Raw genomic sequence first — 19,235 nt, forward strand, 5'->3', positions numbered from 1 at the left:
ACCGCGTCACCGCGTGACGGCTCGCTCGGTGCGAAAGCGTACTGAGGGATGATGAGATTCGCCTGAGAGAGCGGCGGATCCGGTCCGGTTTCCGGCGAAATCGCCCGGGCCCCGGCCGGCCCCGATCGGCCGGGGCCGGTCATTCGGCGAACAGGCCCCGCCGGGCGGCGCGCGCGTCGAACTCCTCCAGCCGGGCCTGCGCGTCGGGCAGTTCGTCGCACATCGCCTCCAGCAGCACCCGTCCCAGCATCATGGGCGAGCAGGCGGTGTCGAAGGACAGCGTGGTCCCGACGGCGGCGGGCAGCAGCAGGTCGCCGGGGCGGGCGACGGGCGCGAAGACACTGTCGGCGACGGTGACGATCCGCAGCCCGGCCTCCCGGGCGTGCTCCAGCGCCGCCACCGTCTCGCGCGGATGGCGGGGCAGCGCGAAGCACAGCAGCGCGCTCGCCCCGGCCCGCACCGCGGCGTCGAGGCGGTCGTCCAGCATCGAGCCGCCCTCGTCCAGCAGCCGTACGTCCGGGTGCACCTTGGCGGCGAAGTACGCGAAGCCGCGGGCCTGCGCGGCGGCGGCCCGCAGTCCCAGGACGGGCAGCGGCCGGGAGGCGGCCAGCAGCCGCCCGGCCTCGGAGACGGGGGCCGGGTCGGCCAGCAGGGCCGCGAGCTGCCGCAGATGCTCGATCTCGGCGCGCACGGCCTGCTGGTACGCGTTGCCCTCCGCGCCGCCGTCGTCCTCCCCGGTCCCGGGGGCGCCGCCCGCCGAGGGCGCCGGCAGGGCCTCGCGCAGGTGCCTGCGCAGCGCCGGGTAGCCGTCGAAGCCCAGTGCCACGGCGAAGCGGGTCACCGACGGCTGGCTGACACCGGCCAGCTCCGCCAGCTCCACGCTGGACAGGAACGGGGCGTCGTCCGCGCGCCGCACCATGCAGTGGGCGATCCGCCGCTGGGTGGGGGTCAGCCGGTGCCCCTCGAACATCCTCAGCAGCCGCGCGCCCGCACCGCTCACCGTGCCCACCTGCCCCTCTGCCCCCTCTTCAGGGCCCTCCTGCTCCGCATAAGCCTATTCAGTATCGGCCCCGCCCCGCCCTCCCGGGGCGGGAGCGCGGGCACCCGGGGCCTGGGCCGCGGTGGGGCGGTGGGGCGGTGGGTGCCGGGGGCCGCGGAACGGAACGGGTCCGGCCCACAAGAACAGGAAGGACAGGAAGGACAGGAAGAACAGGAAGGACCGGCAGGCGGGAACACCGCGCCCCGCCGCACGAGGGGCCACACCGGGGGCTCGCGGGGGTTCCGCGCGGGGACCGCCGCACCCCGGTGCGTACACCTGCGTACACCGGGGCCGGGACGACGGCGGTCCCCGCGAGGACGCGCGGCCGGGCCTGGCCCGCGTCCCGGGCGCCGGGAGGAGTCCGGGAGCCGCTCCGGAAGTCCTCCGCGCCGTTGGACACCACCGTGCCCGACGGGTGTTAACCGCGTTTTTCCGGACCGTGACGGCCCGGTACCTACTCCGCCGCGCCGCTTGCGGCCCCGGTGCCCCGGGCGAGGAAGGCCAGCAGGTCCTGGCGGCTGACCACTCCGGTCGGCTTGCCCTCCACCAGCACGATCGCCGCGTCGGCCCCCTCCAGCACCGCCATCAGGTCGGCGACCGGCTCGCCCGAGCCGACCTGCGGCAGCGGCGCGCTCATATGGGCCTCCAGCGGGTCCTCCAGCTTGGCGCGCCCGGCGAACAGCGCGTCCAGCAGGTCGCGTTCGACGATCGAGCCGACGACCTCGGCCGCCATCACGTCCGGGTGCCCGGCTCCGGGCTTGACCACGGGCATCTGCGAGACGCCGTACTCGCGCAGCACCTCGACGGCCTCCCCGACCGTCTCCTCGGGATGCATGTGGACCAGCGAGGGCAGCCCGCCGTCCTTGCGGCGCAGCACGTCGCCGACGCGGGCCTGGGTGGGTTCGCCCTCCTCCAGGAAGCCGTAGTCCGCCATCCACTCGTCGTTGAAGATCTTCGAGAGGTAGCCGCGCCCGCCGTCCGGCAGCAGGACGACGACCGTGTCGTCCTCCCCGAGGCCCTCGGCCACGCGCAGCGCCGCGACCACGGCCATCCCGCAGGAGCCGCCGACCAGCAGGCCCTCCTCACGGGCCAGCCGCCGCGTCATCCGGAAGGAGTCCTTGTCGGAGACGGCGACGATCTCGTCCGTCACCTCGCGGTCGTAGGCGCTGGGCCAGAAGTCCTCGCCGACGCCCTCCACCAGGTAGGGGCGCCCCGAGCCGCCGGAGTACACCGAGCCCTCCGGGTCGGCGCCGACGATCCGCACCTTTCCGCCGGAGACCTCCTTGAGGTAGCGGCCGGTGCCGCTGATGGTGCCGCCGGTGCCGATGCCGGCCACGAAGTGGGTGATCCCGCCGTCCGTCTGCTCCCACAGCTCGGGGCCGGTGGTCTCGTAGTGGGAGCGCGGGTTGTCCGGATTGCTGTACTGGTCCGGCTTCCAGGCGCCCGGCGTCTCGCGCACCAGCCGGTCGGAGACGTTGTAGTAGGAGTCGGGGTGCCCGGGGTCGACCGCGGTGGGGCAGACCACGACCTCGGCGCCGTATGCGCGCAGCGTGTTGATCTTGTCCGTGGACACCTTGTCCGGGCAGACGAAGATACAGCGATAGCCCTTCTGCTGGGCCACGATCGCCAGCCCCACCCCGGTGTTGCCGGAGGTGGGCTCGACGATGACGCCGCCCGGCTTCAGCTCGCCGGAGCGTTCGGCCGCCTCGATCATCCGGACTGCGATCCGGTCCTTCACCGAACCGCCCGGGTTGAAGTACTCGACCTTGGCCAGAACGGTGGCCCGGATCCCCGCCGCCACGTTGTTCAGCTTGACCAGCGGGGTGTTGCCGACAAGCTCGATCATCGAATCGTGATACTGCACCTGGTTCTCCGCATTCGGGGGCAGTCGCCGTCGCCTGCCCGTACAGCCAGCCTAGGGGGACGCCGGAGCGGTGTTGACGCGCGTTGCGCAGCACCCTGTACTGGGCATGACACTCATAGTGACGTGCGGGTACCGCGCGCCCCGCGTGCCGGGCACACGGGGTGCGCGTACGGGGTGCGCGTACGGGGTGCGAGAAGGCTGCGGGGGCGCGGCGGAACGGAGGGACCGATGGCGAGGGCTGTGCCCGGACCGGTGTCCGGGGCGAGAGTGGCGCGCAGGATCGCGACCGCCGCGGCGTACGGCGGCGGAGGAGCCGGGCTGCTCGGCGGGGCGGCCGTCGGCCTGCTGATGGCCGAGGTACGGCTGGCGCGGCGCCGGGTGGGCGGGTCGGACGACGTGCCGCCGCCGGCGGACGGGGTGTACGGCACGGCCGTCGCCTCCGCCGGGCCGGGCGCGCAGGCCACACCGCTGCGGCTGGCGGTGCTCGGCGACTCCACCGCCGCCGGGCAGGGTGTCCACCGGCCGAGGCAGACCCCCGGCGCGCTGCTGGCCGCGGGACTGGCCGCGGTCGCGGAGCGGCCGGTGCGGCTGCGCAACGTGGCGGTGTCGGGGGCCTGCTCGGACGACCTGGACCGCCAGGTGTCCCGGCTGCTGGAGGACGGCGGCGTCGACGGCGACGGCGCTCCCGACGTGTGCGTCGTCATGATCGGAGCGAACGACGTCACCCACCGCGTACCGCCCGCCGTCTCGGTGCGGCTGCTGCGGGACGCGGTGGCGCGGCTGCGGGCGGCCGGGTGCGAGGTCGTGGTGGGCACCTGCCCGGATCTGGGCACGGTCGAGCCGGTCGCCCAGCCCCTGCGCTGGCTGGCCCGCCGGATGAGCCGCCGGCTCGCGGCGGCCCAGACGGTCGCGGTGGTGGAGCAGGGCGGCCGGACGGTCTCGCTGGGCGACCTGCTCGGCCCGGAGTTCGAGGCGAACCCGCGGGAGCTGTTCGGCCCCGACAACTACCACCCCTCGGCGGAGGGCTACGCGACCGCCGCCATGGCCTTCCTGCCCACCCTCTGCGCCGCGCTGGGCCTGTGGCCGGAGGAGCCGGAGGAGCCGGAGGAGGACGAGCGCCCCGGCGGCCCCGCCGACTCCTGTGCCGCACGCCGCGAGGAGGCCCTTCCCGTCGAGGCCGCCGCGGCGGCCGCGGCGGGCGAGGGCGGCACCGAGGTCTCGGGGGCGCGCGGCCCCCTGGCGCTGCTGCGGCGCCGCCGCCGCAGGCGGCTGCCGGTGGCCGGGGTGATCGCGGTGGCCGAGCGGCCCGGGGCGCCCGAGCCGGCGGGCGCCGGGTGACCGTGTACCCCGGATGCCCGGAACGGTCCCGGAGTGCCCGGAACGGCCCGGCGAACGGGTTGAACTGAGCAAGCGCTTAGAAAAGAGGCCCGGATCACACGTGGCGAGTCGTGACCGGCGTCTTACGGAACGGTAGTTTCCAAGCATCCACAGCCCTCCGCCCTCGTTCCCTGGAGCCGTGATGCCCGAAGCCGTGATCGTCTCAGCAGCCCGTTCGCCGATCGGACGCGCCTTCAAGGGCTCGCTCAAAGACGTCCGCCCGGACGACCTGACCGCCGGCATCGTCAAGGCCGCGCTGGACAAGGTGCCGCAGCTGGACCCGACCGAGATCGACGACCTGATGCTGGGCTGCGGCCTGCCCGGCGGCGAGCAGGGCCACAACCTCGGCCGGGTCGTCGCCGTCCAGATGGGGATGGACCACCTGCCGGGCTGCACCATCACCCGCTACTGCTCGTCCTCGCTGCAGACCACCCGCATGGCCCTGCACGCCATCAGGGCGGGCGAGGGCGACGTGTTCGTCTCGGCCGGCGTCGAGACGGTCTCCCGCTCGGTCAACGGCACCTCCGACGGCATGCCCGGCACCCACAACCCGGTCTTCGCCGACGCCGAGGCGCGCACCGCCGCCCGCGCCGAGAACGGCGGCGAGGGATGGCGCGACCCGCGCGAGGACGGCGAACTGCCGGACGTCTACATCGCCATGGGCCAGACCGCCGAGAACCTCGCCCGCCTCAAGGGCGTCACCCGGCAGGACATGGACGAGTTCGGCGTGCGGTCGCAGAACCTCGCCGAGAAGGCCATCGCCTCCGGCTTCTGGGAGCGCGAGATCACCCCGGTCACCCTGCCCGACGGCACGGTCGTCTCCAGGGACGACGGCCCGCGCGCGGGCGTGACCCTGGAGGGCGTACAGGGCCTCAAGCCCGTCTTCCGCCCCGACGGCCTGGTCACCGCGGGCAACTGCTGCCCGCTCAACGACGGCGCCGCCGCGCTGGTGATCATGTCCGACACCAAGGCGCGCGAGCTGGGCATCACCCCGCTGGCCCGGATCGTCTCCACCGGCGTCTCCGGCCTGTCCCCCGAGATCATGGGCCTGGGCCCGGTCGAGGCGTCGAAGCGGGCGCTGAAGCTGGCCGGCATGACCATCGACGACATCGACCTGGTGGAGATCAACGAGGCGTTCGCCGCCCAGGTGATCCCCTCCTACCGGGACCTGGGCATCGACGTGGACAGGCTCAACGTCAACGGCGGCGCCATCGCCGTCGGCCACCCCTTCGGCATGACCGGCGCCCGCATCACCACCACGCTGATCAACTCCCTCCAGTGGCACGACAAGCAGTTCGGCCTGGAGACGATGTGCGTCGGCGGCGGCCAGGGCATGGCCATGGTCATCGAGCGCCTGAGCTGAACCGGCCCCGGACGCCCGCCGCGCCGGCCCGGCACCCCCGCCTCCGGCGTGGCCCGCGTCACACCGGCCCGGCGCGCGATGTGATCTGACTCACCGTCGGCGCGCCGTCGATGCACCGGTGAGACCGAAGAGCCCCCAGGATGTGACCTATGTCCTGGGGGCTCGCCGTCTTCCCTGCTCACAGGGGTTCCGTTGGTCCGCACGGGGGCCCGCGCACGCCCTTTTGGCGGTGCCCGGCACACCACTCGACAGGAGATTCCCCTCCGGCTGCGATAGGAATTCAGGGGTCGGAGTTCCAACCGGGAGTACGTCAGTGAGCGCCATATCCCTCATCCTGCTGCTGGCCGCCGCCGTCGCCGCGGCTCTGGGCGGCGCCGCCCTGCACACCGCCCTGGGCCTGCGCCGCCGGCTCGCCGAGCTGCGGGTGCGGCTCGCCGCGGCCGAGGCGCGCGCGGCCCTGGCGCACGCCTTCGTCCCCCCGGCCCGCACCTCCCCGGCCGCCGAGGAGATCCGGTCGGCCGTCGCCGACGCCCTCGCGGAGGAGCGCGAGCGCGAGCTGGCCGAGGCCCGCGCCTTCTGGGCCGCCCAGGAGGCCCGCGAGGACCGCGCCGAGAGCCTCCTGCCGGAGGTGCGCGGCACGGAGTACGAGGGCGCCGACCCCGACCCCGCGCTGCTCGACGCACTGCTGGAGCGCGCCCTGGGCGGCGGTACGCACGAGGGCGAGGCGTTCATACCGCGCCAGACGGACCGGGACGGCGACGGCTCCGGCTCCGGGCCGGGCGTCCGGCGGCCCGCCGCACCCGGCTCCGAGGAGTCCGGGGAGTCCGGGGAGTCCGGGGCGCCCGGGAACACGGCCGGGAACGACTCCGCGGAGCTGGCCGCGGCACGCCGCCGCCACCCCTCCCAGCCCGATTACGACCTGAACGGCGAGCCCGTCGTCCCCGGCCCCGCGGCCGGCCCCGAGGACCTGGAGGGATTCGGGGGCTGTGACGCCACCGAGGAACCCGGCGGTGCCGCCGAGACCGCCGAGACCGCCGACCACGAGTCCACCCGCCTGCGGCTGGCCGAACTGGCGGAGCACCGCACGCCGCTGGCCGACGTACGGCCCGGCCCGCTGGGCACGCTGGACGTCTACGTCTTCGCCGACGGCACCACCGTCTGCATGACGCCCGGCCACCGCGAGACCGCCGAGCGGCTCGCCGCCGCGGTACGCGAGGGCGCCGATCCGGTGCTGCTGGGCGGCTCGGGCGTCCTCGGCGCGTACGCCCTCACCTTCGCGTGCGGCGAGGAGAGCGTCTACGTCCTGGCCGACCGGGTCATCGCCTCGCTCTGAACGCCGCTTCGAGCGCCGCGGACTCGGCGGCCTCCACCAGCGCCACGGCCCCGGCCAGCTCCCGGGGCCCGGCCCCGGCCCGATCCCCGGCCGTCCGCAGCGCCTCCGCCAGATCGTGCCCGGCCACCGCGAGTTGGTCCCCGGCGGCGAAGAGGCCCGCGTCGGGCAGGGGGCGCGTGGGGCGGCCGGGGGACTCCAGGCGCTGGGCGCGGTCGGCCAACTCCCCCGCCAGTGCGAGCCCCTCGGCCGCGGCGCCCCGGGCCAGGGCGCTGTGCGGCATGGCACGCAGCCGGTCGGCGAAGCGGTCCACGGCGGTCAGCAGGGGGGTCACGTCGAGCACGGCGCAACCCTATGCGCCCCGCGCACACGGCCGCCAATGGGCCGCCAACCGGCCGCCGGCGGGCGGAACGCACAGTGGCACGCGGAAGGCGCGCAGGAGCCGCGCGGGACGCGCGGAGGGCCCCCGGGGCGCTGTGCCCCGGGAGCCCTCACAGGTCCCGTCCGGTCCGGCCTGGAGGCCGGGGCCGGGCAGCCGGATCAGTCGCTGCTCTGCAGGATGGCGATCAGCCGCAGGAACTCCAGGTAGATCCAGACCAGGGTCAGGGTCAGACCGAAGGCGGCCAGCCAGGACTCCTCGCGGGGGGCGCCGTAGGCGATGCCGTCCTCGACCTGCTTGAAGTCCAGGGCCAGGAAGGCGGCGCCGAGCACGATGCCGATGACGCCGAACAGGATGCCCAGGCCACCGCTGCGGAAGCCGAGGCCGTCACCGCCGCCGAAGACGGCGAACAGCAGGTTGATGCCCATCAGCAGGACGAAGCCGATGGCCGCGGCCATCACGAAGCGGTAGAAGCGCCGCGTGACGCGGATGATGCGGGCCTTGTACATGAACAGCACCGCGGCGAAGACCGCCATGGTGCCCAGCACCGCCTGCATCGCCGCACCGTTGGCGATGTAGCTGTCGACGTAGTTGCTGATGGCTCCGAGGAACAGGCCCTCGAAGGCGGCGTAGGCCAGGATCAGCGGAGGCGACGCCTTGCGCTTGAAGGACTGCACCAGGCCCAGGACCAGCGCGATCAGCATCGCGCCCAGGGCCAGACCGAGCGACAGGTCCGTGATCCACGCCACAGCCGCCATGGCGACGACCAGGCCGACCGTCATCGCCGTACGGGCGACGACGTCGTCCATCGTCATCCGGCCGGCCTGCGGCGGGGCGGCGGGCGGGAAGCCCGGCTGTCCGGCCGTCTGGGGCTGCTGGGCGTAGGGGTTGGTGGGCTGGGCGCCGGTCGCGTACGGGTTGGCGGCGTACGGGTTCCCGGCCTGCGGCTGCTGCGTGGCGTTGAAACCGGCGTAGCCGTTGTCTCGGCTGAATCCCCGTCGCGAGAAGACCGGGTTACTGCTCCTCATCTCACTCCTCCATGGCCGCACCGCGCGGCCCTTCCTCAAGAGTAATGCTTTAGCAAAGACCGCACGGTAGTGCACTGGCATGAACGACGGAAGGAGTCGTGATTGTTCCGGTACCCGGCGGCGTGCCGGTGATGCCCCGCCAGGGGGCCGCCACGCACCCGTCCGGGCCGCGCCCGGACGGTCAGGACGGCGGGAGGGGGCAGGGGGTGTGCGGGTGGTGGCGGTTCGGGCAGCAGACCACGGAGAACGACGCCATCGACCCGGACGCGGTCCAGTAGCCCCACGTGACGTCGACGCCCCGCGGCAGCGCGTCCCGCGCGTACGCGGTCTTCGTCTCCACGCCCACGTACGACCGCCCGCCGTCGTCCCGTGCCTTCGGCGGGTTGTCCGCGTGGTTCTTCTCCAGCCATGTGACGGCCGCCTCCACCTCCGTCCACGTCCGGCCGCGAGCGGCCTGCGCACGGCGCAGCAGCCAGTGGCCGGTCATCGTCGGCGGCACCGCCGACGCGAGGAAGGCCTGCGTCCGCGGGTCGCCGGGCGTGCTCCCGGGGCGTCGCGGCCCCTCCCTCGCGTACTCCGTACCGCTGCCGACCCACGGGCCGAACCCGTGCCAGTGCCCCGTCCAGACCACCTGTCGCTCCCTTCCGGCGAAGAGGGCGGGCCGCCCGGGGATGCGCCGGCGAGCCCGTCCGTGCCCGGGACGGCGGCCGGTCCGGCGTGCGCCCGGTGCCCGCCGCCGAGGCCGCCGCCGCAGAGTCTCGCGAACCGCGCCCCGCGCGCCGGGAGGCCGTACGGGTCCGACGGAGGAATCACCCCTTCGTGTCGTCGTGCGGAGGGCCCGCCCTTCCGCTCCGCGCGGGCGCATGCGGCGGCCAGGGCAGGAGAGGCCGGCCGCCGACCGCTCTCGATCTTGCTCGGCGGACTGTGCGGGACATGCGCCCGAGCGGCCGGGGCCCGTTGCGTGAGACGCGCCGGCTTGCGCTGTTCGGCGATCCGCGCGCCGATGTGGGCATCAGTGCTACGAGGCATGCCGATTCCGCCCGTTCCGGCCTCATCGCTCAGAACGCTGCTGCGGGATACGGCCTGGCGCGTCCGACTGTGCCGGGGCGCCGCTGTGCCGGTCTCCGCTCCGATCACTGCTTCGGTGTCGCTCGCCGCCCGCCGGTCGGCGGCTTCGGCAGCGGATCGTCCCCGGGCCGGGTGGCGGGTGGCGTCGGCGATGCCCCCGCCAGGGGCCGCGCAAGGGCCGGTGTGCCCGGAGCCGGATTCGAACCGGCACGGCCTGTAGGCCAACGAGGTTTAAGCTCGTCGTGTCTGCATTCCACCATCCGGGCACCGGCTCATGGACCGCACGACTGGCTACGGCCCTCCCCTGGACGCTCAACGAGCCTATCCGCGGCGCTCGTTCGGACAACGGGCTTCCGACCCCAGGTTGTCTGATTTTATTGGCAACTGATGCGGCATCAGCGGCGCGCGCCCCTCTTCAAAGAGGATCACGCGCCCCCACACCACCGCCAGGAATGACGGAAAGTCGCTGCCCAGCCACAGGAAGGCATCAGGGCGTCCTCTCCTCCTCAGGGATGACACGGGCCTCCCCGGTCCCCCCGCAGACTCCCTCAGAGACCGGTTCGGGGGTGGACGCCGGTGGCCGGTTTCGCACGGACGATGGAGGGGTCCCCGTCAAGCCGCTGTGACAGGAGTCCCTTCCCGTGACCACCAGCACCCCGTCCGACGCCCTCTCCGCGCCCTCCGCCGCCGCCGGCGCCGCGGCCGCCCGCGCCGTGGACCTGACCAAGGTCTACGGCCAGGGCGAGACGAAGGTGGTGGCCCTGGACTCCGTCACCGTGGACTTCCGGCGGGGGGCGTTCACCGCGATCATGGGCCCGTCGGGCTCGGGCAAGTCGACGCTGATGCACTGCATGGCCGGCCTGGACTCTTTCTCCTCCGGATCGGCCTGGATCGGGGAGACCGAGCTGTCCTCCCTGAAGGAGAAGAAGCTGACCCGGCTGCGCCGGGACAAGATCGGGTTCATCTTCCAGGCGTTCAACCTGCTGCCCACCCTGACGGCGCTGGAGAACATCACGCTGCCCATGGACATCGCAGGCCGCAGGCCGGACCGGGAGTGGCTGGACCGCGTGGTGGAGACGGTGGGCCTGTCGGGACGGCTCAAGCACCGTCCCAACCAGCTCTCCGGCGGCCAGCAGCAGCGTGTGGCGGTCGCCCGCGCCCTGGCCGCCCGGCCGGAGATCATCTTCGGTGACGAGCCGACCGGCAACCTCGACTCGCGCTCCGGCTCGGAAGTGCTGGGCTTCCTGCGCAACTCGGTGCGGGAGCTGGGCCAGACCGTGGTCATGGTGACCCACGACCCGGTGGCCGCCTCGTACGCGGACCGGGTCGTCTTCCTCGCCGACGGCCGGATCGTCGACGACATGGCCGACCCCACCGCCGAGAGCGTGCTGGACCGCATGAAGGCGTTCGACGCCCGGGGCCGCACCAGCTGACCGGCCGGACCCCGGCCCCCGACACCCCCGACCCGCCGCGCCGCCACACCTATCCCAGGATCACGAGACCCCATGTTCCGTACCGCCCTGCGCAATGTGCTCGCGCACAAGGCCAGACTGCTGATGACCACGCTCGCCGTCATGCTCGGCGTGGCGTTCGTCGCCGGCACCCTGGTCTTCACCGCCACCCTCTCCGAGGCCTTCGCGAGGAGCTCCGCCAAGGGCTTCGAGGCCGTCGACGTGGTCGTCCGCCCCGACTTCTCCAGCGACGAGGCCGACCCCGGCGGCCCCTCGGACCTCTCCGGCGAACTGCTGGAGCGGACGCGGGAGCTGCCGGGCGTCGATCACGCCACCGGAGCCGTCTTTGGCTTCGCCGCCCTCGCCGGCAAGGACGGCGAACTGGTCGGCGAGGGCTGGTCGACCCAGGGCGGCAACTACGACACCGGCCCGGACGGATCGGGCGAGGACCCGCGCTACGACCTGCGCGAGGGCCGCGCCCCGCAGCGCGCCGGCGAGATCGCGCTGGACTCCGCGACCGCCGGGCGCACCGGCTACGGGGTCGGCGACACCGTACGGCTGTCCGTCAGCGGCCCGGTCCGCGAGGAGAAGGTCACCGGCGTCTTCGACACCGACGACGGCAACGTCGCCGCCGGCGGCACCCTGGTGCTGTTCGACACCGCCACCGCCCAGGAGCTGTTCTCACAGCCCGGCCTGTACAGCGAGATCGTCCTGACGGCCGCCGACGGCGTGGGCCAGGGGGAGTTGAGGAAGAGCGTCGAGAGGATCCTGCCCGAGCAGACCGAGGCGGTCACCGGGCAGGCGCTCGCCGACGACCAGGCGAGGATGATCGAGGCGGAGATGGAGGGCATGCGCACCGGGCTGCTGGTGTTCGCCGGGATCTCGCTCTTCGTCGGCGTCTTCATCATCGCCAACACCTTCACCATGCTGGTCGCCCAGCGCACGAAGGAGCTGGCGCTGCTGCGCGCGGTCGGCGCGAGCCGCCGCCAGGTGACCCGCTCGGTGCTGGTGGAGGCCGTGGTCGTCGGCGCGGTCGCCGCGGGGATCGGCCTGCTGGCGGGCATCGGGATCGGCGCCGGGCTGCGCTCGCTGATGGGCTCCCTCGGCGTCACCGTGCCGGACGGCCCGCTGATGGTCACTCCGGCCGCGATCATCGCCTCGCTGGTCGTCGGCATCGCGGTCACCGTGGTCGCGGCCTGGCTGCCCGCCCGTCGCGCCGCGAAGGTGCCGCCGGTCGCCGCGATGAACAGCGTGCACGCACCCGCCACCGTCCGCGGTCTGGTCGTGCGCAACACCATCGGCGCGGTCCTGGCCGGCGCCGGGGCCGTGCTGGTGCTGGCCGCCACCGGCATGGACGACGGCAAGATCCCGATGGGCGCGGGCGCCGGGCTGCTGGTGATCGGCGTGTTCGTGCTGACGCCTCTGCTGTCGCGCCCGGTGATCGCGCTGACCTCGCCCGTGATGCGCACGGCCGGCGTGTCGGGCAAGCTGGCGCGTCTCAACGCCGTGCGCAACCCGCGCCGCACCGCCACCACCGCCGCGGCGCTGATGATCGGCCTCACGCTGATCACCGGTCTGACCGTGATAGCGAGCAGCGTCCAGAAGGGCGTCGACAAGATGGCCACCGAGGCGCTCAAGGCCGACTACGTGGTCTCGATGGCCAACTACAGGCCGCTGTCGCCGGAGATCGAGCGGACGCTGGCCGGGCAGGAGGAGGTCACAGCCCTCAGCCCGATGCGCAACTCCCTCTCCCGCATCGGCGACGAGTACGAGTTCCTCACCGGCGTCGACGGCGAGGACTTCGGCGAGCTGACCGAACTGGACTTCGCCGAGGGCTCGTTCGCGGGCCTGGGCGGCGAGGGCGTCATCGTGGACACCGGCACCGCGAAGGAGCACGGCTGGAAGACCGGCTCGACCTTCGAGGTGGTCTACGAGGACGGCGAGCGCGGCGAGCTGACCGTCGGGGGCGTGTACCGGGACAACGAGATGATGACCGGCATCATGCTCGACACCGCCGCCCTGGACCCGCATCTGGAGAAGGTCACCAGCATGCAGGTGCTGGTGGCCACCGAGGGCGGCGCGAGCGAGTCGGCGAGGTCCGCCCTGGAGGACGCCCTGGGCAACAACCCGGCCGTTCTCGTCCAGGACGAGGAGGACGTCTCGGAGTCCGTCGCCCAGATGATCACGCTGATGCTGAACATGCTCTACGGGCTGCTGGCCATGGCCGTGGTCGTCGCGGTGCTGGGAGTGGTCAACACCCTGGCCATGTCGGTCTTCGAGCGGTCGCAGGAGATCGGGATGCTGCGGGCGATCGGCCTGGACCGGCGCGGCACCAAGCGGATGGTCCGGCTGGAGTCGCTGGTGATCTCGCTGTTCGGCGGGGTGCTCGGCATCGGTCTGGGCGTCTTCTTCGGCTGGGCGGCCGGGGAGCTGATCTCGGCGTCGCTGCCCACCTACGAACTGGTGCTGCCCTGGGAGCGCATGGGCGTCTTCCTGGCGCTGGCCGCGCTGGTGGGCGTGCTGGCCGCGCTGTGGCCGGCACGGCGGGCGGCGCGGATGGACATGCTGGAGGCCATCAGGACCGAGTGACGGGCGCGCCGCGTACGGCACGGGGCCCCGGGGGCCGGACCGCTCTGCGGTCCGGCCCCTTCCGTTTGCGCGGGCTCTTACGCCTTGCGCGTGCGGGCCCGGCCCGTGAGCGCCGCGGCCCCTCGTGAGCCGGGGTCCGGTACCGGGCGCGGCGGCCTCGCCGGGTGCCGGCGGCCGGATGCCGGGGCGCCCCGGTGGCCGGTGGGGCGCGCGCCGTCCGGGAGCCGGCGCGTACGAGTACCGCCGTGCGCCGGCGCGTACGTAAGGGCGGGGACGCCGGGGCGGGAAGCGACGAGGGGCGCCCGCCCCTCCCTGTGCGGGAGGGGCGGGCGCCCCTGCGGTGTGTGCGTGCTGTGTGCTGCGCCGGTGTCCGGTCGGGAGACCGTGCGGTCAGGAGGCCTTGGCCTTGGGCCGGGACTCCTCCCGCACGGCGGCCGAGACCGGGGCGGCGGCCTCGTAGAACTCCTCGCGCGGGTTCTCCACGGCACCGAGGGAGACGACCTCGCGCTTGAGGAACATCGCCAGCGTCCAGTCCGCGAAGACCCGGATCTTGCGGTTCCAGGTCGGTACCGCCAGGCCGTGGTAGCCGCGGTGCATGTACCAGGCCAGACGACCCTTGAGCTTGAGCTTGACCCGCTTGCCCAGGGCGATCATCGCGACGCCCTTGTGGAGGCCGAGGCCGGCCACCGCGCCCTTGTTGGCGTGGCGGTACTCGCCCTGCGGGAAGCCCCGCAGGGCCGACATCACGTTGTCGCCGAGCACCTTGGCCTGGCGCAGCGCGTGCTGGGCGTTCGGCGGGCACCAGGCGTTCTCGTTGCCGGCCTCGCGGCCGACGAGGTCCGGGACCTGGGCGTTGTCGCCCGCGGCCCAGATGTAGTCGGCGCCCTTGACCTGGAGCGTCGCCTCGGTGTCCACGTGGCCGCGCGGGCCCAGCGGCAGGCCGTAGCGGGCCAGCGCCGGGTTCGGCTTGACGCCGGCGGTCCACACGATGGTGTCGGAGTCCACCTCGAGGCCGTTCTTGAGCACCACGTGGCCGTCGACGCAGGACTCCATGGACGTGGACAGGTAGACCTCCACGCCGCGCTTCTGGAGGTGCTCCAGACCCCACTTGCCGAGTTCGGGACCGACCTCGGGGAGGATCTTGTCCGCGGCGTCGACGAGGACGAAGCGCATGTCCTCGCGGCGGACGTTGTTGTAGTACCTGGCCGCGTCGCGCGCCATGTCCTCGACCTCGCCGATGGTCTCGGCTCCGGCGAAGCCGCCGCCGACGAAGACGAAGGTCAGCGCCCGGCGCCGGACGGCCTCGTCGTTCGTGGAGTCGGCCTTGTCGAGCTGCTCCAGGACGTGGTTGCGCAGGCCGATGGCCTCCTCCACGCCCTTCATGCCGATGCCGTTCTCGGCCAGGCCGGGGATCGGGAAGGTGCGGGAGACCGCGCCGAGCGCGACGACCAGGTAGTCGAAGGGCAGCTCGTAGGACTCGCCGACCAGCGGCGAGACCACGGCGACCTTGCGGTCCTGGTCGATGGTGGTGACGCGGCCGGTGAGGACCTCCGCCTTGGGGAGCACGCGCCGCAGCGGGACGACGACGTGGCGCGGGGAGATGGACCCGGCGGCTGCCTCCGGCAGGAAGGGCTGGTACGTCATGTACGAGCGCGGGTCGACGACGGTGACGGTCGCCTCGCCGTACCGCATCTTCTTCAGGATGCGGCGCGCTGCGTACAGACCGACGTACCCGCCACCCACTACGAGGATTCGCGGACGCTCCGTGGTGCTCATGTCTTCGAGTATCCCCTGCCGTTCGGGGGACCCCTCGTGAGGGTCTTCACAAGCATCTCACCCTCTTCTGTTACACTCCGCCGACCCGTGACCGGAAGCACACCCGCGACCGGGAACCGGATCACCTCACAGCACGTTCAACACCCGCCGTGAGCTGCGCGATCGCCTCCCCGAAGAGCCGGTCGGCACGGCCGCCGCGACAGAGGGGCCCGGCGCCCCGGCGTCACCGGAACCGCCCCTTCCGGGCCGCGGAGACCCCGAATCGCCACTACCGGCAGGTAACATCGCCTGTCGGCGCGCTTTTCCTTGTGAAGAACTTCACGAACTTTCCCGGCGAGGTCCTCCGCGACGCCCCGACCACGCCTTCGCGGGGGTGCCCGGGAGCGGCCGGTACCGCCGGCCGCGCGCCCCTGACATGGTGTTTCCACCAACGGGGAGGGGACCTGATGCGCCGTCTCGCACTGCTGCCGATCCTGCTGGCCGCGGGGTGCGCCGCGCCGGACGAGGGCCGGATATGCACACTCGTCGACGCCGAGTCGGGGGTCCAGGTGTCCTGGGAGCCCGCCGACCTGGCCGCGGACGCGGCCGGGGGCGGGGGCGGGGGCGGGGGCGGGGGCGGGGGCGGCACCACCGTCAGGCTGTGCGTACGGGACGACTGCACGGAGCGGGAGGCGACCGCGCGGGACCCCTTCGGGGTGCTCTCCGTGCACCTGGACGACGACATCGGGCCCGCGACCGTGCCGGTGCGCTTCACCGCCACCGCCCCCGACGGGCGCACCCTGCTCGACGACCGGACCGAGGTCACCCTGGAACGGAGCGCGCCCAACGGCGGGGAGTGCCCGCCGGTGGTCTGGCAGGCGGCGCTCCGGGCCGTTCCGGGCGAGGGCCTGATCCCGTACAGGCCGCTCCCGCGCAGGACGTGAGCGCGGGCCGCGGATGCGGTGACCAGGACCTAATCACCATCACCCCCATGTGTACACACCGGCGTGTACACTTTCCTCATGGCCGAGAACATCGTGACCGTACGGGAGGCCCGCGCTCACCTCGCGGACCACATCGACCGGGCCGAGCAGGGCACTCCGACGGTGATCACACGTAACGGCAGTCCGGTGGCAGCCATGGTGCCGATCTCCGACTTCGAGGCGCTGGAAGAGGCGGCCGACGTGATGCTGGCACGGGAGGCGGAAGCAGTCCTGGCCGAGGGCGGCCCCACTGTGACGATGGCCGAACTGCTGGCGGACCTTTTCGCCGAGCACGGTGAAGACACGGCGTGAAGTACACGTTCCGATTCACTGCGGCGGCGCAGCGACAACTCCGGGCCATCAGCCGACCCGATGCCATGCGGATCCTGACCGCGCTGACCACGCTCGGCGACAATCCTTACCGCGAGGACGCCGATGTCAAGAAACTCACCGGCCCGCCCGGACTCTACCGACTCGGGGTCGGCAGCTACCGGATCGCCTATCAGGTCGAGGACGGTGAACTCGTCGTTCCCGTTGTGAAGGTGGGAAACCGGCGCGACGTCTACCGGAATCTGTGACGGCCGGAGCCTTCGGAACCTTCATTGGCTCGAAGGCCCCGGGCCGTCGGAGGCCCGGGCCGTGGCGCCGTGGACCGGGCGCCGGGTCAGCGCGCGGCGCAGGAGTGGGCGATGCCGTCGAGAATGTCGTGTTCGCTGACCACGACCTCCCGGGCCCCGGTGCGCTCCATGACCGCCTGGAGGACGAGGGCGCCCGCGCCGATCACGTCCACCCGGCCCGGGTGCATCACGGGGATGGCGGCGCGCTCGTCGTGGGTGGCGGCCAGCAGGCGCGCGGTGACCTCCGCGACCTTCTCCGCGCCGATCCGGGAGTGGTGGATGGCGGACGGGTCGTACTCGGACAGCTCCAGCGCGACGGCGGCGACGGTGGTGACCGAGCCGGCCAGCCCCACCAGCGTCCGCGCCTCCGCCAGCGGGACGGTCTTCTCCACCAGGTCCAGCGCGGCCTCGGCGTCCGCCCTCATCGCGGCGATCTGCGCCTGCGAGGGAGGGTCGGTGATCGCGCCGTCGCGCAGCAGATGGCGCTCGGTCAGCCGGACGCAGCCGACATCCACGCTGCGGGCGGCCCGCACCCCGTCGTCGCCCACCACGAACTCCGTGGAGCCGCCGCCGATGTCCACCACCAGGTACGGCCCGGTCAGGTGCTCCGCGCCCGCCAGCTCCCTGGTCGCGCCGGTGAAGGAGAACTCGGCCTCCTGATCGCCGGTGATCACCTCGGGCTCGACGCCCAGGATGTCCACGACGCCGCGCACGAAGTCGTCCCGGTTCTCGGCGTCGCGCGAGGCGGAGGTGGCGACGAAGCGGGTGCGCCCCGGGGTGACGCCGTGGGCGCGGATCACCCCGGCGTACTCGCGGCAGGCGGCGAAGGTGCGCTCCAGGGCCTCGGGGGCCAGCCGTCCGGTGCGGTCCACGCCCTGACCGAGGCGGACGATGGTCATCCGGCGGTCGAGGTCGGTCAGTTCGCCGGTGGCCGGGTCGATGTCGGCGACGAGCAGGCGGATGGAGTTGGTGCCGCAGTCGATGGCGGCGACCCTGACCGCCGTGCCGTTCGCCGTGGTGTTCGCCGTGTCCGTCACCGCGCCTCCTCCCCGGCGTTCCCGGTGTCTTCGGTGTCCCCGGTGCCCCCGGCCGCGCTCACGCACGGCCCCTTGCGCCACCACTCCGGGAGCATGGCGATCGCCTCGTCGCCCAGCGGGTTGACGCCCGGCCCCGCGGCCAGCGAGTGGGCGACCAGGACGTGCAGGCACTTGACGCGGTCGGGCATCCCGCCCGCGCTGGGGAAGCCCTCCAGCACCTCGATGGCGTCGCGGCGCGCGATGTAGTCCTCGTGCGCCCGGCGGTACGCGGCGGCCAACTCCGGGTCGGTGCTCAGCCGCTCGGTCATCTCCTTCATCACGCCCTCGGCCTCCAGCGTGCCGATCGCGGAGGCCGCGCGCGGGCAGGTGAGGTAGTACGTGGTCGGGAAGGGCGTGCCGTCCTCCAGCCGCGGCGCGGTCTCCACCACGTCGGGCTGCCCGCAGGGGCAGCGGTGCGCGATGGCGCGCAGGCCGCGCGGCGGGCGGCCGAGCTGCTGCTGGAATGCCTCGACGTCGGCTTCGGTCGGCGAGGTGGGTTCGGTACGGGGCGGGGGCGTTTCCATGTGGCCAGGATGCCTCAGGGGTGTCGGGGCCGGGCGCGGGGGCCCGGCGGGGCGAATCGGGTTCCGGCGGGGGCGAAGGAGCGCGTCCGGGCCGTTCAAGGGCTCAGAGGGCTCAGAGGCTCAGAGGGCTCAGAGGCTCAGGGGCGCTGTCCGGCGGCGCCGGAGGCGTCCGCCGTGTCCACGCCGTCCCACAGGTGCCGGTACCAGGCCTGTCCGGTGGGACCGGGCTCGGCGGTGCGACGGGAACGGGAGGCGCCCTCGCCGGTGCGGTCGACCGTGTCGCGCGGAAGGATGTAGCCGGTCTCGCCGGGGCGCACGTAGAGCAGGTGCTCGCGGATCATCCGCTCGACGTAGGCCGGGTCCTTCCAGCGGGCCTTCAGATCACGCTTCTCCTCGACCCGGCCGCGGAGCTCCTCGACCAGGCGCCGCTGCTCCTCGATCTCCGCGCGCTGCGAGACGTACTGCCGCATGGGGTAGGCCAGGGCGACGACGAGCGAGCACAGGACCATGACGAGCAGTGCGGCGCGGCCGGTCAGCCGGCTGCGCCGGGGGGCGCGCATCCGGCGGTTCTGGGCGCGGTAGACGCGCTCGGCCGCCTGTGCGCCCAGTGCCCTGAGCCTGGTCGCGGTGGAGAACCTGTCCCGTTCCGCGGCCACCCCGCCTCCCCTGCTGCCCTGTCGTCGCCGTACCGTCGCGCCGCCGTCGCGGTTGTGGTCGCCCATGCCGCCGCGTCCCCGCCACCGTACGGGACGGCGGCGGGGACGCGATGACGGCGGGGCCGCTTCCGGCGGC

At 73.4% G+C, this 19,235-nt stretch carries 18 protein-coding genes and 1 tRNA gene; 8 read left to right on the plus strand and 11 right to left on the minus strand.

All coding sequences use genetic code 11. From position 1 onward, the window contains the following. Window positions 1-139: 139 nt before the first annotated feature. Entirely contained in the window at window positions 140-1,000 is an 861-nt protein-coding gene (locus CUT83_RS28200) for a MurR/RpiR family transcriptional regulator (RefSeq protein ID WP_240958471.1), read from the minus strand. 493 nt (window positions 1,001-1,493) lie between these two features. Next, window positions 1,494-2,903 carry a cystathionine beta-synthase gene (locus CUT83_RS28205; protein WP_101258639.1) on the minus strand — a complete coding sequence of 470 codons (1,410 nt, stop codon included), beginning with the start codon at window positions 2,901-2,903 and terminating at the stop codon, window positions 1,494-1,496. Window positions 2,904-3,131: 228 nt separating this feature from the next. On the opposite strand from CUT83_RS28205, the gene CUT83_RS28210 reads away from it, so the two are divergent. The 3 genes from CUT83_RS28210 to CUT83_RS28220 all read left to right on the plus strand — a co-directional run bounded on the left by CUT83_RS28210 (window position 3,132) and on the right by CUT83_RS28220 (window position 6,976). Next, window positions 3,132-4,241 carry an SGNH/GDSL hydrolase family protein gene (locus CUT83_RS28210; RefSeq protein WP_173915163.1) on the plus strand — a complete coding sequence of 370 codons (1,110 nt, stop codon included), beginning with the start codon at window positions 3,132-3,134 and terminating at the stop codon, window positions 4,239-4,241. A 181-nt stretch (window positions 4,242-4,422) separates the two neighbouring features. Then, complete coding sequence (locus CUT83_RS28215; RefSeq protein ID WP_173915164.1) at window positions 4,423-5,643, plus strand: acetyl-CoA C-acetyltransferase; 1,221 nt, start codon at window positions 4,423-4,425, stop codon at window positions 5,641-5,643. 313 nt (window positions 5,644-5,956) lie between these two features. Continuing rightward, window positions 5,957-6,976, plus strand: a complete 1,020-nt coding sequence (locus CUT83_RS28220) for a hypothetical protein (RefSeq protein ID WP_101258641.1) — start codon at window positions 5,957-5,959, stop codon at window positions 6,974-6,976. On the opposite strand, the gene CUT83_RS28225 is transcribed toward CUT83_RS28220, so the two are convergent. From CUT83_RS28225 to CUT83_RS28240, 5 genes are all read right to left on the minus strand, one after another. After that, window positions 6,960-7,316 carry a hypothetical protein gene (locus tag CUT83_RS28225; RefSeq protein WP_240958470.1) on the minus strand — a complete coding sequence of 119 codons (357 nt, stop codon included), beginning with the start codon at window positions 7,314-7,316 and terminating at the stop codon, window positions 6,960-6,962. The genes CUT83_RS28220 and CUT83_RS28225 overlap by 17 nt on opposite strands. Before the next feature lie 197 nt (window positions 7,317-7,513). Beyond that, window positions 7,514-8,380: a Bax inhibitor-1/YccA family protein gene (locus tag CUT83_RS28230; protein ID WP_101258642.1), complete on the minus strand. Its 867-nt coding sequence runs from the start codon at window positions 8,378-8,380 to the stop codon at window positions 7,514-7,516. A gap of 181 nt (window positions 8,381-8,561) precedes the next feature. Then, window positions 8,562-8,867, minus strand: coding sequence for a hypothetical protein (locus CUT83_RS28235; RefSeq protein ID WP_369126578.1), 306 nt, complete (start codon window positions 8,865-8,867; stop codon window positions 8,562-8,564). Further along, window positions 8,864-9,409 (minus strand): helix-turn-helix domain-containing protein, encoded by a 546-nt coding sequence (locus tag CUT83_RS31645; protein ID WP_369126579.1) that lies wholly within the window; start codon window positions 9,407-9,409, stop codon window positions 8,864-8,866. Before CUT83_RS31645 ends, CUT83_RS28235 begins: the two co-directional genes overlap by 4 nt. 223 nt (window positions 9,410-9,632) lie before the next feature. Further along, window positions 9,633-9,714: transfer RNA gene (locus CUT83_RS28240), tRNA-Leu, on the minus strand. Between the two features lie 375 nt (window positions 9,715-10,089). Between CUT83_RS28240 and CUT83_RS28245 the strand changes: the two genes are divergently transcribed. Then, on the plus strand, window positions 10,090-10,881 hold the full coding sequence (locus CUT83_RS28245) for an ABC transporter ATP-binding protein (RefSeq protein ID WP_101258644.1): 792 nt from the start codon (window positions 10,090-10,092) through the stop codon (window positions 10,879-10,881). A 72-nt stretch (window positions 10,882-10,953) separates the two neighbouring features. Continuing rightward, entirely contained in the window at window positions 10,954-13,488 is a 2,535-nt protein-coding gene (locus tag CUT83_RS28250) for an ABC transporter permease (protein ID WP_101258645.1), read from the plus strand. Window positions 13,489-13,878: 390 nt separating this feature from the next. Here CUT83_RS28250 and CUT83_RS28255 read toward each other — a convergent pair whose 3' ends face one another. After that, window positions 13,879-15,264 carry an NAD(P)/FAD-dependent oxidoreductase gene (locus tag CUT83_RS28255; protein ID WP_101258646.1) on the minus strand — a complete coding sequence of 462 codons (1,386 nt, stop codon included), beginning with the start codon at window positions 15,262-15,264 and terminating at the stop codon, window positions 13,879-13,881. Window positions 15,265-15,710: 446 nt separating this feature from the next. On the opposite strand from CUT83_RS28255, the gene CUT83_RS30185 reads away from it, so the two are divergent. The 3 genes from CUT83_RS30185 (at window position 15,711) to CUT83_RS28275 (ending at window position 16,804) form a co-directional block, all read left to right on the plus strand. After that, window positions 15,711-16,187 carry a hypothetical protein gene (locus CUT83_RS30185; RefSeq protein WP_158239064.1) on the plus strand — a complete coding sequence of 159 codons (477 nt, stop codon included), beginning with the start codon at window positions 15,711-15,713 and terminating at the stop codon, window positions 16,185-16,187. A gap of 78 nt (window positions 16,188-16,265) precedes the next feature. Continuing rightward, window positions 16,266-16,538 carry a type II toxin-antitoxin system Phd/YefM family antitoxin gene (locus CUT83_RS28270; RefSeq protein ID WP_101258869.1) on the plus strand — a complete coding sequence of 91 codons (273 nt, stop codon included), beginning with the start codon at window positions 16,266-16,268 and terminating at the stop codon, window positions 16,536-16,538. Continuing rightward, the gene (locus CUT83_RS28275) at window positions 16,535-16,804 is read left to right on the plus strand and encodes a type II toxin-antitoxin system RelE family toxin (RefSeq protein WP_101258649.1); all 270 of its coding nucleotides are present in this window, start codon (window positions 16,535-16,537) and stop codon (window positions 16,802-16,804) included. The genes CUT83_RS28270 and CUT83_RS28275 overlap by 4 nt, the downstream gene beginning before the upstream one ends. A gap of 86 nt (window positions 16,805-16,890) precedes the next feature. On the opposite strand, the gene CUT83_RS28280 is transcribed toward CUT83_RS28275, so the two are convergent. From CUT83_RS28280 to CUT83_RS28290, 3 genes are all read right to left on the minus strand, one after another. Next, on the minus strand, window positions 16,891-17,880 hold the full coding sequence (locus CUT83_RS28280; protein ID WP_101258650.1) for a Ppx/GppA phosphatase family protein: 990 nt from the start codon (window positions 17,878-17,880) through the stop codon (window positions 16,891-16,893). After that, the gene (locus CUT83_RS28285) at window positions 17,877-18,443 is read right to left on the minus strand and encodes a DUF501 domain-containing protein (protein ID WP_101258651.1); all 567 of its coding nucleotides are present in this window, start codon (window positions 18,441-18,443) and stop codon (window positions 17,877-17,879) included. Before CUT83_RS28285 ends, CUT83_RS28280 begins: the two co-directional genes overlap by 4 nt. Before the next feature lie 137 nt (window positions 18,444-18,580). Continuing rightward, window positions 18,581-19,099, minus strand: coding sequence for an FtsB family cell division protein (locus tag CUT83_RS28290; RefSeq protein WP_240958493.1), 519 nt, complete (start codon window positions 19,097-19,099; stop codon window positions 18,581-18,583). Window positions 19,100-19,235: the final 136 nt, after the last annotated feature.

The sequence above is a fragment of the Streptomyces barkulensis genome (genome assembly GCF_002843305.1).
Classification (GTDB): domain Bacteria; phylum Actinomycetota; class Actinomycetes; order Streptomycetales; family Streptomycetaceae; genus Streptomyces; species Streptomyces barkulensis.

What these genes read in the sequence shown, in the direction of transcription:
- CUT83_RS28255 (WP_101258646.1), bottom strand. Translation starts at nt 15,264, where the DNA reads ATGAGCACCACGGAGCGTCCGCGAATCCTCGTAGTGGGTGGCGGGTAC.
- CUT83_RS28215 (WP_173915164.1), top strand. Translation starts at nt 4,423, where the DNA reads ATGCCCGAAGCCGTGATCGTCTCAGCAGCCCGTTCGCCGATCGGACGC.
- CUT83_RS30185 (WP_158239064.1), top strand. Translation starts at nt 15,711, where the DNA reads ATGCGCCGTCTCGCACTGCTGCCGATCCTGCTGGCCGCGGGGTGCGCC.
- CUT83_RS28250 (WP_101258645.1), top strand. Translation starts at nt 10,954, where the DNA reads ATGTTCCGTACCGCCCTGCGCAATGTGCTCGCGCACAAGGCCAGACTG.
- CUT83_RS28235 (WP_369126578.1), bottom strand. Translation starts at nt 8,867, where the DNA reads ATGACCGGCCACTGGCTGCTGCGCCGTGCGCAGGCCGCTCGCGGCCGG.
- CUT83_RS31645 (WP_369126579.1), bottom strand. Translation starts at nt 9,409, where the DNA reads ATGCCTCGTAGCACTGATGCCCACATCGGCGCGCGGATCGCCGAACAG.
- CUT83_RS28230 (WP_101258642.1), bottom strand. Translation starts at nt 8,380, where the DNA reads ATGAGGAGCAGTAACCCGGTCTTCTCGCGACGGGGATTCAGCCGAGAC.
- CUT83_RS28270 (WP_101258869.1), top strand. Translation starts at nt 16,266, where the DNA reads ATGGCCGAGAACATCGTGACCGTACGGGAGGCCCGCGCTCACCTCGCG.
- CUT83_RS28210 (WP_173915163.1), top strand. Translation starts at nt 3,132, where the DNA reads ATGGCGAGGGCTGTGCCCGGACCGGTGTCCGGGGCGAGAGTGGCGCGC.
- CUT83_RS28285 (WP_101258651.1), bottom strand. Translation starts at nt 18,443, where the DNA reads ATGGAAACGCCCCCGCCCCGTACCGAACCCACCTCGCCGACCGAAGCC.